This window comes from Veillonella tobetsuensis (assembly GCF_002959935.1).
In the GTDB taxonomy this organism is placed as follows: Bacteria; Bacillota; Negativicutes; order Veillonellales; family Veillonellaceae; genus Veillonella; species Veillonella tobetsuensis.
This window is the reverse complement of record NZ_PPDF01000008.1, coordinates 1-12,375: the sequence shown is the minus strand read 5'-3', so window position 1 is coordinate 12,375 and position 12,375 is coordinate 1. Positions and strand designations below refer to the sequence as shown.

Below are 12,375 nucleotides of genomic sequence, written 5' to 3'. Positions count from 1 at the left end.
GAATGGTACAATAAATAATAATTATTGTTTGAAAATGGACGATAGAGTACCGATATGTTTCCAAGTGGAGAAAGGTAGATTATTATGGATATCGCACAAATTTTGCGAAGCGAAGGGTTCAAGGTAACTCCTCAACGAATTGCAATTTATGATGCTTTGCGTGGTTACCACAATCATCCAACGGCAGAGATGATTTATCATAGATTGCGTCCTATGCATCCAAGCATGAGTTTAGCAACAGTATACAAAACAATGGAAATTTTTGAAAAAATTGGCCTTGTTAAAGTGTTGGAAGTAGGCGATGAACGAGCTCATTACGATTGGGATACGACTGCGCATGCTCACATTCGCTGTGTTCGTTGTAACAAAGTAGAAGATATGATGAATGTCGATCTTCATGCTATTTCCGATATTGCTGGAAAAGCTAGTGCTTATCAAATTACAGGACAACAAATTACATTCGAAGGCGTATGCCCAGAATGTGCAAAAAAAGAAAGTCACTAACAGACGCCCCCTGCGTATAAGATGCAGGGGGTTTTTGAGTAAAAATAGAGTGGAAGGGAAATTTAATGTTTATTATAGGTTCACATTTATCAATATCAAAAGGATATTTACATATGGGAAAGGAAGCTACCAAAATTGGTGGCAATACATTCCAATACTTTACGCGCAATCCTCGTGGTGGTAGCATGCGTGCTCTCGATGTGGAGGATATGAATAGTCTTAGTGCGTATATGAAAGAACATAACTTTGGTACCTTGTTAGCCCATGCACCTTACACGTATAATCCATGTGCAGCAAAGGAAGATTTGCGCGCTTTTGCAAAACAAGCCATGACAGAAGACTTAGAACGCATGGAATATTTACCAGGCCAGATGTATAACTTTCATCCCGGCAGTCATGTAAAGCAAGGTGTTGACCAAGGCATCGAATACATCGTGGAGTGCTTGAATGAAATCTTATTTCCAGGCATGAAAACAACGGTTCTTTTAGAGGTTATGGCTGGTAAGGGTACGGAAATTGGCTCTCGTTTTGAAGAAATTGCTCGTATTATTGACGGTGTAAAATTAAAAGAGTACATGGGTGTTTGTGTAGATACTTGCCATATTCACGAAGGTGGTTATGACATCGTTAATAATTTAGATGGTGTTATCGACGAGTTCAATCGTATTGTTGGTCTTGACCGTTTGAAAGCTATTCACTTGAATGATTCAAAAAATCCTATGGGGGCACATAAAGATCGTCATGAAAAAATTGGGGAAGGTCATATTGGTATCGATGCAATTGCCCGCATTGTAACACATCCTAAATTGACGAATTTGCCATTCTACTTGGAAACGCCAAATGAATTAGATGGTTATGCTAAAGAAATTGCTATGTTGCGCTCTATCGTAGAGAATCAATAATTAAGCAAAACTGTAAATTTAGTTATATAATAATTGGTATAAACTAAATTTATATAAGGTATAGGGAGAACTGGAAAGGGGGATGAAATGCGTTTTTTACATACTGCAGACTGGCATTTAGGGCGTATATTTTATGGTCAGTATTTAACGGAAGACCAAGCTCCTGTATTGGAGCATCAGTTCTTTTCTATTTTGAAAGACGAAAAAATCGATGGCATATTGCTTGCAGGGGATGTATTTGATCGGGCGGTACCACCTATAGAAGCCATTGAATTATGGGACTCTATCATTACTCGTCTCGCTATGGATTATAAGATGCCACTCTTTGTAGTAAGTGGCAATCACGATGGGGCAGAGCGCCTCGAAGTGGGACGTGCTATGTTGGGCCAATCTGGCATTCATATTTGGGGTTCACCTCATCATGCGTTACGTCCCTTTGAATTTGAAAGCTCCGATGGTAAGGTAGCCATTTGCCCCATGCCCTTTAGTGAGCCTCGTCGTATAGGTGACGCTTTGGGACTGAACTCCAGTGAATCAAAACCAGTTGATGCGGATATGACTGATGATACTTTATTTTCCTATGTAGATGATAAGGATCAAGAAGAGGTCGCACTTAATTTACATAATTATGACCAAATGTATCAGGCTTGGAGTGATTATCTATATAAACAAGTGCCAAAACGGATGCGTAGCATTGCCATTAGTCACGCCTTTGTAATGGGGGGCGAAGTAGGTGGTTCGGAACGAACATTGTCTGTAGGTGGTAGTGAACAGGTGAGCCCTCACGTTTTTAAAAACTTTCACTATACAGCTCTTGGACATTTACATGGACCGCAACGGATGGGGGCAGACCATATTCGCTATAGCGGATCGCCTTTAAAATATTCCTTTGATGAACATGAGCAGAAGAAATCTTTTACTATTATTGATATGGATACAAACGGGAAGGTAGATATTAGTACCATTCCTGTAGAGCCAAAGAGAGATGTAGTTATTTTAGAAGGTTATTTTGAAGATTTACTAAATAATAAGGAATTACAGGCTAAGCATAAAGACGATTATGTGCAGGCTCGATTGCTCGATACGATGCCTATAATGGATGGGATGGCCAAATTGCGCCAAGTGTATCGTTGCTGTATGACGATTGACCTAGTAGGTCGTGTGGCAGCGCCTATGGCTGACATGGGGGATTCCGTATTTAAAGAGCTAAATGAACGTCAATTGTTTAATCAGTTTGCAGAAACCGTGTGGAAAGAGCCATTAACAGAGGCGGAACAGTCATATATCGACTCTGTGTGGGACCGAATTATCAAGGAGGACTAGATGAAGCCTATATCTTTAACTATAGAAGCCTTTGGTCCGTATCGAGATTCGGTTACCTTGGATTTTAGTGCACTCCAAGACCATTCCATGTTCCTTATCTCTGGTCCCACGGGGGCAGGTAAAACATCTATATTAGACGCCATGGTATATGCCTTGTATGGCGAGCCAAGTGGAGAAGTGCGGAAAACCGATGCTATCCGCAGCGATTTTGCGGAATCTGAGCGCATGACGCGTGTAGATTTTTCCTTTGCTATCGGAGATGCTCAATACCGTGTTGAAAGATTACCAAAACAGATGGTAGCCAAAAAACGTGGCACCGGTATGCGGGAACAGAACGCTAGCGCTACTGTATACGAAATGAAAGATGGTGAGTGGAAGGTCGTTGCTACTTCTGCCACCGCTGTTCGCGATACAATTCAACGAATCATAGGTTTTCGGAAGGATCAATTTTTACAAGTGGTATTGTTGCCACAAGGAGAATTCCGGAAATTACTAGTAGCCTCCACTAGTGAGCGTGAAGAATTACTACATACTCTGTTTAGAACAGAGCTATACCGAAAATTACAAGAGGCCCTTAAAGCTGCTTATGATGAAGCGAAATCAGGTATAGAGGTAAATCTCACTAAACAAACGGCGTTGATGCAGTCTATTCCTCGCGATGAAGAGACTCCTGTGCTAACTGTCGAACATGTACGTGAACTGTTATCTAATCGAGTATCACATCGTGATGTACTTGTAGTAGAACGAGATAGGGCTGTTAATGAGGTAGAACAATTTAATGCCTTGCGTAAGGAGTGGGCCTTATATAATCAAGCGCAACAATCTCTTGTAGAGGCTACATCTAAATTGGACTTGGTAAAAGCTAAAGAACTTGAGCGCACACAATTGAGTGAAAAGGTTCAATTCCTCAATTCCTTATCTCCAGTTCATGCATTGTATCAACAATACATTGATAAACAGTCTAGTTTAACAACATTAGAACGGGCACTGTCCGATGCAGAAAAAAGTGTAGACACTGCTACTCAACATGAGACTAACTGTATAGAGGTTCATGAAGCGTTAGAATCTCAAGCTGAAACGATACAATCTAAGAGGACTACTTTGGCTCAACTCCAACAACAGTCTGAAAAGTTTGATGAATTAGGATTGTTGAAAAAAAAGATGTCTACACTACGTGGTAATGTAAAACAATTGGATAGTAAAAAAAGTGAAGCGAACCTAGAGATACAACGCCAGCTCATCAAACAGATAGAAGTAGATGTTGAGGGTTTACGTAAACGCTTTCAAGAGAATAGTACACTACTGGAGCAGGTTCCTGTTATTCAAGAACAGCTTAATCATGTGCACAGATATTCTGAGTTGGTAGAAGAAATTAGTCAGGTTCAAAAAGAAATCGACATTAAGAATGAGATCGTATCAACTCTGGATACAACAGTGAAAGAGGCGAAGGTACATTTAGAGCGGCTAGAGCATTTAATGCAAGAAGGGCGCGCGTATGAACTGGTTCCTTTCGTGAAAGAAGATGAGCCTTGCCCAGTATGTGGATCTACAGAACATCCTCATTTAGCAACTAAGCCAGAATTATATCCTACTAAGGATGAGGTTGAAGCTGCTCGAGACCTTCGTGATAAAAAGTTACAACAACAAGCGAATGAAGTTGGTCAAAGGGATGCGTTAGTGGGGCGGATGCATGAATTATCTAACCATATGGACGCACAAGTTTCGATTCTTCAGTCCTCTATAGATGGGTTTTCTAAAGAAAACTTTGTATCGCTTCAACAAGTTCTGTTATCTCAAATGGAACGATTTAAAACGTTATGTGGTGAATCTGAACAGCTAGGTAAGACTATTTCTGATGCGGAGCGTAGGTTAAGCACCGCTAAGGATACGTTGGCTAAATCAGAACTTGCGCATAATGAATTGCTTAAAGCATTGCATGAACTAGAGATTAGTATCAGTTCTGTACAAGCAAAAATAGATTCCTTGTCAGAGTCGTTGCCTACTACGGATATAGAGTTGTGGCGTAATCAAGTGATATTCTTAGCATCAGAAATTAAAGAGTATGATGCGCAGTTAACGGTGACTACAAAACAATTAGAGGAGGCTCGAGGGCAGCTAAGTGCTAAACGAGGTCGACTAGAAATCTTATCTTCTCAAGTAAAAGAAGAACAAAAGAATCTTGATTTTCTCCATGGGGAATATATACAGTCATTGCAATCTATATCGTTAAGTGAAATTGATTTTGTTGAAGCATTGAGTGACTTTAATGCGTTAGAGGATTTTAAATCTAAGTTATATGACTTGGAAGAGGCCTTTAGTACAGCACAAGCTGTATATGATGCGGCACTAAAGACTACGGAGGCTGTGGTTAAACCTAGCGATACTGTTTCGGATGAAGTATATGATGCAGCGGTAGAATGTCGTGATACATTGGTAGGCAATTTGGCGGCCTGGGATAAAGAAACACAGCATATAGAAACTACACTTGCTTCACTAGAGGAAATTGAATCAGCTATGGGTGAGGCCCGAGAGAAGGTAGCCTTCTTAAGTCGATTGAATGATCTCGCTAATGGGGGGGAACAAGGTTTTAAAAATGTCACCTTTGAGCGCTATGTATTGGGGGCCATTTTAGATGAGGTTGTTTATGCAGCCAATTTACGTCTTCAAAAGATGAGCCGTAGCCGTTACTCTTTGGAGCGTTCAGACTATACCGGTGGCGGCCGTGGCAAGCAAGGCCTTGATTTGGCCGTAATGGACGCTTTCACAGGACAATCTAGACCTGCGAATACCTTGTCTGGTGGTGAAACCTTTTTGGCCTCTATGGCACTTGCCTTAGGTCTTGCCGACGTAATTCAAAGTTATGCCGGTGGTATTCATATGGATACGATGTTCATTGATGAAGGGTTTGGTACACTTGACCCTGATACATTGGAGCTCGCTATGGAAACATTGGTACAACTACAATCATCGGGGCGCCTCATCGGTATGATTTCTCATGTACCGGAATTGAAAACTCGTATACCTGCTCATTTAGAGGTCACACGTGGTGATGATGGCAGTACGGCAAAATTTGTGATTAACTAGCTATACATTTACAAAATGTGATACTATTAAAAGAGGATAATTCCTACAAAAACATACTGTATTTATAAAAGGAGGTCCTATGAAGTTTTCATTTGCTCATAATAATATAAATGTTAAGGATCTTGATAAGAGTTTAGCCTTCTATAAAGAGGCCTTACTGCTTGAAGAGGCTCGTCGCTTGGAAGACCCAAGCGGTGCTTTTACCCTTGTATATTTAAAAAGTCCATATACGGCACATGAATTAGAACTTACATGGTTGCGCGATTGGGATCGCCCTTATAATTTAGGGGATAATGAATTCCACTTGGCATTTTATGTAGATGACTACGAAGCAGCTCTAAAAAAACATAAAGAGATGGGTGTTGTAGCCTATGAAAATGCCGACATGGGTATTTATTTTATCGCTGATCCTGATGGATATTGGACAGAAATCATTCCGGCGGGTAAATATTAATGGAATATATGTTAACTCGTTTAGAGTGGTTGGTTGGGCCTGATAAAATCCAAACATTAAAGGATACATCTATTGCGCTCTTTGGTGTTGGTGGTGTCGGCGGTGGGGCCATCGAGGCTCTAGTACGTGCTGGTGTAGGGCGCATCGTTATTATTGATGGTGATTCCATTGCACCTAGCAATTTGAATCGTCAAATGATTACGACACACGATACCATTGGAGAACGTAAGGTTGAGGTCGCAAAGGCGCGAGCTCTTTCCATTAATCCTGATGTAGTGATAGAAACTCACGATATTATGTATACTGAGGAGAACTATCCTGGATTTATTCAAAGCTTGAACGTTGATTATGTGATCGATGCCATTGATATGGTAACGGCAAAACTCAATATTATCGAGGTTTGCCAACGTGAAAGCATCCCTGTTATTTCCTGTATGGGCGGCGGTAATCGCTTTTACCCAGAAAAACTTATGATTGCAGATATCAATAAGTCTCATACATGCCCGTTGGCACGCGTTATGCGCCGGGAACTCAAGAAACGGGGTATAAAAAAACAATTAGTTTTATTTTCTACAGAAAAACCGACAAAACCACAGTTCCGCGGCGAAGCAACGAGCCCAGGAACATGTAGTTTTGTGCCACCAGTGGCAGGTTTTATATTAGCAGCACATGTGTTGCGTACAATTTTGGAGGTACCTAAACAATGAAACAAGCAAAAATCCATATGGCTGACGGCGGCGATATCGTAATTGAATTATTTGATAAAGAAGCTCCTGGCACAGTACAAAACTTTGTAGACTTAATCAACAAAGGCTTCTACAACGGACTTCGCTTCCACCGTGTAATCCCTGGCTTCGTAGCACAAGGTGGTTGTCCTAATGGTAACGGTACAGGTGGCCCAGGCTATACAATTAAAGACGAATTAGTTGGTAATCCACATAAACATGAACGTGGTGCATTGTCCATGGCTCACCGTGGTCCTAACACTGGCGGCAGCCAATTCTTTATCGTATATGAACCACAACCTCATTTAGATGGTGTTCATACAGTATTTGGTAAAGTAATCGAAGGTATGGACGTAGTTGATGGTATCCACCAAGGTGCTATCATGGAAACTGTGGAAGTAATCGAAGGTTAATCTCATGAATGATGTATCTATTAAACATCCAGAATGGCTATATATCGATGTAAATGGTAAAACATCATATGGGTATGACCAAGAGTGGTTCACTGATGAGTGGCAACGCTTGTCTGGTTGTGGTCCTACATCGGCATCACAAGTATTGGGCTATTCATTATTTAGGGATGGCTTATTAGATCTGGAAACCACATCCGATAAAACGCTAGCTTTAGAACGGATGAACTTAGTTTGGAAATATGTAAAGCCACGCTTTGGTGGTGGCGTATATAAAACACAATGGATGGAACGCGGTCTTACTCGTTTGCTCGAGGATAAAGGCTTATCTTATGATGTACATATGTTGAATGTGTCACCTTTTTCGGCATCTCGTATTGAAATAGACGCAGCAGCCCAATTTATTCATAATGGATTATCACAAGATGTTCCAGTAGCCTTTTTAAATCGTCACAAGGGGAAAGAAAAGGCCCTTTATACCTGGCATTGGGTTCCTATTTATAAGTTGTTTATAGATGGTGATGATATTCGTTGTGGCATTTTTGATGAAGGAGAGATTCGTGATTTCTCTTTGGTTAATTGGTTGCAAGATACTATTCTTGGTGGTGGATTTTGTTATATAACCAAGAAATAAGTGTAGGGTTATAAGAGCGATGGTGAAAGCTGTCGCTCTACCTATATAGATAGGAGGCTATTATGAGTCAATGGATTACCGAGGAGCAAACTCCTCATTTACGCCTTAGTGCAGAGGCTGAAGAAGTACTATATTCTGGCGAATCTGAATTCCAAAAAATTGAAGTCTTTAAATCTAAAGAGTATGGCATGATGCTCGCTTTAGATGGTGTGTTCCAAACATCTGAACGAGAAGAGTTTATTTATCACGAAATGATGAGCCATGTTCCTTTATTTTTACATCCAAATCCTGAACGCGTATTGATTATCGGCGGTGGAGATGGGGGCGTAGCTAGAGAATGTGTACGCCATGATTGTGTAAAAGAAGTGACTATGGTAGAAATCGATGGTAAAGTTGTAGAACTCGCTAAACAATACTTACCAACTATTGCGGAAGCAATGATTGAAAAACACCCTAAGTTAACTGTAAAAATTGGCGATGGTATTGGCTTTATGGCAAAAGCAGAAGATTATTATGATGTAATTATCGTAGATTGCTCTGATCCAATCGGTCCTGGTGAAGGTCTCTTTACTGAAGAGTTCTATAAGAATACATTGAAAGCTCTCAAGGCTGACGGTCTATTTGTACAACAAACAGAATCCCCTATGTTGCATCAACCGTTAGTGGAAAAAGTATTTGGTTATGTAAATGATCACTTCCCAATTGCTCGTCTATATACAGCTTTTATTCCATTGTATCCAGCAGGTATGCATTGCTTTACATTGGGATCCAAAACATTTGATCCATTAACATGGACTCCGAACCGTGAGCAAAACTTTGAAACTAAGTACTATAATAAAGAAATTCAAAAAGCTGCTTTTGCATTGCCAAATTTTGTAAAAAACTATTTGCCAAAAAAATAAATAGTATGTATAATAGGAAAGCACCATTCGTTAAAAATCTATTTAACGGTGGTACTTCCTTTTTATTAAGGATATATAAAAGGGTTTTGTATAAGGAGTATGCAACGAATTGACTTCAAAACTAAAGGATAAATGAAGTTAAAAAAAGTTGTTGACACAAGCTTCTAAAACAGATATAATTCTCTTTGTTACGAAGACGATGTCTTCGGTACCTACAAGGTGGTGGGTATGGTGAAGCGGTTAACACGGCGGATTGTGGCTCCGTTACGCGTGGGTTCGATCCCCACTACTCACCCCATAACCTACACATCGTAATCACTGTAGGGGTGTCGCCAAGTGGTAAGGCAACGGACTTTGACTCCGTTATGCGCTGGTTCGATCCCAGCCACCCCTGCCAACATGACTCACTAGCTCAGTTGGCAGAGCACCTGACTTTTAATCAGGGTGTCCCGCGTTCGAGTCGCGGGTGAGTCACCAAATTAAAACTCACAAACGAAAGTTTGTGAGTTTTCTATCTCTAATTTTAGGAAATTTGGTTATGATGGTAAGTATATTGTGGTAACACAGTTAGTCAAAATAAAACAAAACTTCTTAAAAAAGTGGTTGACGTTTTAAATGATGACTGATATACTTTAAAAAGTCGTTAGGACCGAGTAAGTTCTAATGTACAGATCTTTGAAAACTGAACAATGATAGGTAATCAATCATATGATTGAACATATGCCAGAGTGCGGGTTTTGACTAAGTCAAAACCAACCATAATTCAAAGTTACATACATGTAACGACAACAAATAATGAGCTATTCAAATAGCTTCAAGATATCTTGGAGAGTTTGATCCTGGCTCAGGACGAACGCTGGCGGCGTGCTTAACACATGCAAGTCGAACGAAGAGACTTGGAAGCTTGCTTCTAAGAATCTTAGTGGCGAACGGGTGAGTAACGCGTAATCAACCTGCCCTTCAGAGGGGGACAACAGTTGGAAACGACTGCTAATACCGCATACGATCCAATCTCGGCATCGAGGATGGATGAAAGGTGGCCTCTATTTATAAGCTATCACTGAAGGAGGGGATTGCGTCTGATTAGCTAGTTGGAGGGGTAACGGCCCACCAAGGCGATGATCAGTAGCCGGTCTGAGAGGATGAACGGCCACATTGGGACTGAGACACGGCCCAGACTCCTACGGGAGGCAGCAGTGGGGAATCTTCCGCAATGGACGAAAGTCTGACGGAGCAACGCCGCGTGAGTGATGACGGCCTTCGGGTTGTAAAGCTCTGTTAATCGGGACGAAAGGCCTTCTTGCGAATAGTTAGAAGGATTGACGGTACCGGAATAGAAAGCCACGGCTAACTACGTGCCAGCAGCCGCGGTAATACGTAGGTGGCAAGCGTTGTCCGGAATTATTGGGCGTAAAGCGCGCGCAGGCGGATCAGTCAGTCTGTCTTAAAAGTTCGGGGCTTAACCCCGTGATGGGATGGAAACTGCTGATCTAGAGTATCGGAGAGGAAAGTGGAATTCCTAGTGTAGCGGTGAAATGCGTAGATATTAGGAAGAACACCAGTGGCGAAGGCGACTTTCTGGACGAAAACTGACGCTGAGGCGCGAAAGCCAGGGGAGCGAACGGGATTAGATACCCCGGTAGTCCTGGCCGTAAACGATGGGTACTAGGTGTAGGAGGTATCGACCCCTTCTGTGCCGGAGTTAACGCAATAAGTACCCCGCCTGGGGAGTACGACCGCAAGGTTGAAACTCAAAGGAATTGACGGGGGCCCGCACAAGCGGTGGAGTATGTGGTTTAATTCGACGCAACGCGAAGAACCTTACCAGGTCTTGACATTGATGGACAGAACTAGAGATAGTTCCTCTTCTTCGGAAGCCAGAAAACAGGTGGTGCACGGTTGTCGTCAGCTCGTGTCGTGAGATGTTGGGTTAAGTCCCGCAACGAGCGCAACCCCTATCTTATGTTGCCAGCACTTCGGGTGGGAACTCATGAGAGACTGCCGCAGACAATGCGGAGGAAGGCGGGGATGACGTCAAATCATCATGCCCCTTATGACCTGGGCTACACACGTACTACAATGGGAGTTAATAGACGGAAGCGAGATCGCGAGATGGAGCAAACCCGAGAAACACTCTCTCAGTTCGGATCGTAGGCTGCAATTCGCCTACGTGAAGTCGGAATCGCTAGTAATCGCAGGTCAGCATACTGCGGTGAATACGTTCCCGGGCCTTGTACACACCGCCCGTCACACCACGAAAGTCGGAAGTGCCCAAAGCCGGTGGGGTAACCTTCGGGAGCCAGCCGTCTAAGGTAAAGTCGATGATTGGGGTGAAGTCGTAACAAGGTAGCCGTATCGGAAGGTGCGGCTGGATCACCTCCTTTCTAGGGAGACATACACCGAGCCAAGAGCTTGGATGTCACTTAGGTCGACACTTTGGCACCTAACATTGTTCGGTTTTGAGAGATCTGTAAAGACTCTCAAATCTACAGATATGGGCCTATAGCTCAGCTGGTTAGAGCGCACGCCTGATAAGCGTGAGGTCGGTGGTTCGAGTCCACCTAGGCCCACCAGTTGGCTCATATTACTTGAAATACACATTGTGTAGAGTACAGACAAAAAGAGCTAATTATAGGTATAACTTTAAAAAGATAACGGATTCTTCGGAATGGATTATCGAGAATAAAGCGTAACCACTCATGGGGGCGTAGCTCAGTTGGGAGAGCACCTGCCTTGCAAGCAGGGGGTCAGGAGTTCGAATCTCCTCGTCTCCACCATTTAGTATTTGACAGCCTGTCTGCCGTATACTAAAATTGTTTGTTCTTTGAAAACTGCATAGAAGATAATTATATATATTTGTAAGGTCATCTCTTAGAATTTCTAAGTAGGTTGACCCGAGCACATAGGAAATAATTCTCTGACTTAATGGTGACGTACATGTAAAATGTACGGCTACAAAATTAACGACAATGTATCTAATGCATGTCTAAAAATCAAATTGATTTTCGTCAGAATTTGATGAATATCGAGGCGTACCAATGAAGCGAAATCGCCGCGTATTTGTATACGCAAGATGAGCTGAATGCAGTACAACGAAGATAGTCGCAAATTATGGCGCAAAATAAGTAAAGATTTTAAGGGCGTACGGTGGATGCCTTGGCGATATCAGCCGAAGAAGGACGCGGTAAGCTGCGATAAGCTACGGAGAGGTGCAAGCAACCTTTGACCCGTAGATTTCCGAATGGGGGAACCCGGCAGTGGTTATGCACTGTCACCCATAGCTTAGACTATGAGGAGGGCACCTGGGGAACTGAAACATCTAATTACCCAGAGGAAGAGTAATCAAACGAGATTTTCTTAGTAGCGGCGAGCGAACGGGAAAGAGGCCAAACCGGAGCGGGCAACCGCACCGGGGTTGAGGACAGTCATCAAGTGTA

At 42.3% G+C, this 12,375-nt stretch carries 9 protein-coding genes, 5 tRNA genes and 2 rRNA genes; all 16 read left to right on the top strand.

Going from position 1 to position 12,375, the window contains the following annotated elements; genetic code table 11:
• Window positions 1-84 precede the first annotated feature (84 nt).
• A complete protein-coding gene (locus VTHSUH11_RS03085; RefSeq protein WP_105092613.1) occupies window positions 85-504 on the top strand; it encodes a Fur family transcriptional regulator in 420 nt (139 codons plus the stop codon).
• 65 nt (window positions 505-569) lie between these two features.
• Window positions 570-1,406 carry a deoxyribonuclease IV gene (locus VTHSUH11_RS03080; RefSeq protein WP_059363813.1) on the top strand — a complete coding sequence of 279 codons (837 nt, stop codon included), beginning with the start codon at window positions 570-572 and terminating at the stop codon, window positions 1,404-1,406.
• A gap of 87 nt (window positions 1,407-1,493) precedes the next feature.
• Window positions 1,494-2,729, top strand: coding sequence for an exonuclease SbcCD subunit D (locus tag VTHSUH11_RS03075; protein WP_059363811.1), 1,236 nt, complete (start codon window positions 1,494-1,496; stop codon window positions 2,727-2,729).
• On the top strand, window positions 2,730-5,813 hold the full coding sequence (locus VTHSUH11_RS03070) for an AAA family ATPase (protein ID WP_105092612.1): 3,084 nt from the start codon (window positions 2,730-2,732) through the stop codon (window positions 5,811-5,813).
• Between the two features lie 79 nt (window positions 5,814-5,892).
• The gene (locus tag VTHSUH11_RS03065) at window positions 5,893-6,267 is read left to right on the top strand and encodes a VOC family protein (RefSeq protein WP_005380323.1); all 375 of its coding nucleotides are present in this window, start codon (window positions 5,893-5,895) and stop codon (window positions 6,265-6,267) included.
• Window positions 6,267-6,974, top strand: a complete 708-nt coding sequence (locus VTHSUH11_RS03060) for a tRNA threonylcarbamoyladenosine dehydratase (RefSeq protein ID WP_105092611.1) — start codon at window positions 6,267-6,269, stop codon at window positions 6,972-6,974. The genes VTHSUH11_RS03065 and VTHSUH11_RS03060 overlap by 1 nt, the downstream gene beginning before the upstream one ends.
• Window positions 6,971-7,405, top strand: a complete 435-nt coding sequence (locus VTHSUH11_RS03055) for a peptidylprolyl isomerase (protein WP_059363803.1) — start codon at window positions 6,971-6,973, stop codon at window positions 7,403-7,405. The genes VTHSUH11_RS03060 and VTHSUH11_RS03055 overlap by 4 nt, the downstream gene beginning before the upstream one ends.
• A gap of 4 nt (window positions 7,406-7,409) precedes the next feature.
• Window positions 7,410-8,036: a hypothetical protein gene (locus VTHSUH11_RS03050; RefSeq protein ID WP_059363802.1), complete on the top strand. Its 627-nt coding sequence runs from the start codon at window positions 7,410-7,412 to the stop codon at window positions 8,034-8,036.
• Window positions 8,037-8,098: 62 nt separating this feature from the next.
• Window positions 8,099-8,938: a polyamine aminopropyltransferase gene (gene speE, locus VTHSUH11_RS03045; RefSeq protein ID WP_105092610.1), complete on the top strand. Its 840-nt coding sequence runs from the start codon at window positions 8,099-8,101 to the stop codon at window positions 8,936-8,938.
• A 222-nt stretch (window positions 8,939-9,160) separates the two neighbouring features.
• Window positions 9,161-9,236, top strand: a tRNA-His gene (locus VTHSUH11_RS03040).
• Window positions 9,237-9,260: 24 nt separating this feature from the next.
• Window positions 9,261-9,335, top strand: a tRNA-Gln gene (locus VTHSUH11_RS03035).
• Window positions 9,336-9,339: 4 nt separating this feature from the next.
• A tRNA-Lys gene (locus tag VTHSUH11_RS03030) sits at window positions 9,340-9,415 on the top strand.
• 344 nt (window positions 9,416-9,759) lie between these two features.
• Window positions 9,760-11,322 (top strand): 16S ribosomal RNA (locus VTHSUH11_RS03025).
• A 112-nt stretch (window positions 11,323-11,434) separates the two neighbouring features.
• Window positions 11,435-11,511, top strand: a tRNA-Ile gene (locus tag VTHSUH11_RS03020).
• Window positions 11,512-11,639: 128 nt separating this feature from the next.
• Window positions 11,640-11,715 (top strand) — tRNA-Ala (locus VTHSUH11_RS03015).
• 347 nt (window positions 11,716-12,062) lie between these two features.
• Window positions 12,063-12,375 (top strand): 23S ribosomal RNA (locus tag VTHSUH11_RS03010); the annotation flags it as partial.

Excerpts from the sequence above, each read along its gene's own strand:
- VTHSUH11_RS03085 (WP_105092613.1), top strand. The coding sequence starts at position 85 with ATGGATATCGCACAAATTTTGCGAAGCGAAGGGTTCAAGGTAACTCCT.
- VTHSUH11_RS03080 (WP_059363813.1), top strand. The coding sequence starts at position 570 with ATGTTTATTATAGGTTCACATTTATCAATATCAAAAGGATATTTACAT.
- VTHSUH11_RS03075 (WP_059363811.1), top strand. The coding sequence starts at position 1,494 with ATGCGTTTTTTACATACTGCAGACTGGCATTTAGGGCGTATATTTTAT.
- VTHSUH11_RS03070 (WP_105092612.1), top strand. The coding sequence starts at position 2,730 with ATGAAGCCTATATCTTTAACTATAGAAGCCTTTGGTCCGTATCGAGAT.
- VTHSUH11_RS03065 (WP_005380323.1), top strand. The coding sequence starts at position 5,893 with ATGAAGTTTTCATTTGCTCATAATAATATAAATGTTAAGGATCTTGAT.
- VTHSUH11_RS03060 (WP_105092611.1), top strand. The coding sequence starts at position 6,267 with ATGGAATATATGTTAACTCGTTTAGAGTGGTTGGTTGGGCCTGATAAA.
- VTHSUH11_RS03055 (WP_059363803.1), top strand. The coding sequence starts at position 6,971 with ATGAAACAAGCAAAAATCCATATGGCTGACGGCGGCGATATCGTAATT.
- VTHSUH11_RS03050 (WP_059363802.1), top strand. The coding sequence starts at position 7,410 with ATGAATGATGTATCTATTAAACATCCAGAATGGCTATATATCGATGTA.
- speE (WP_105092610.1), top strand. The coding sequence starts at position 8,099 with ATGAGTCAATGGATTACCGAGGAGCAAACTCCTCATTTACGCCTTAGT.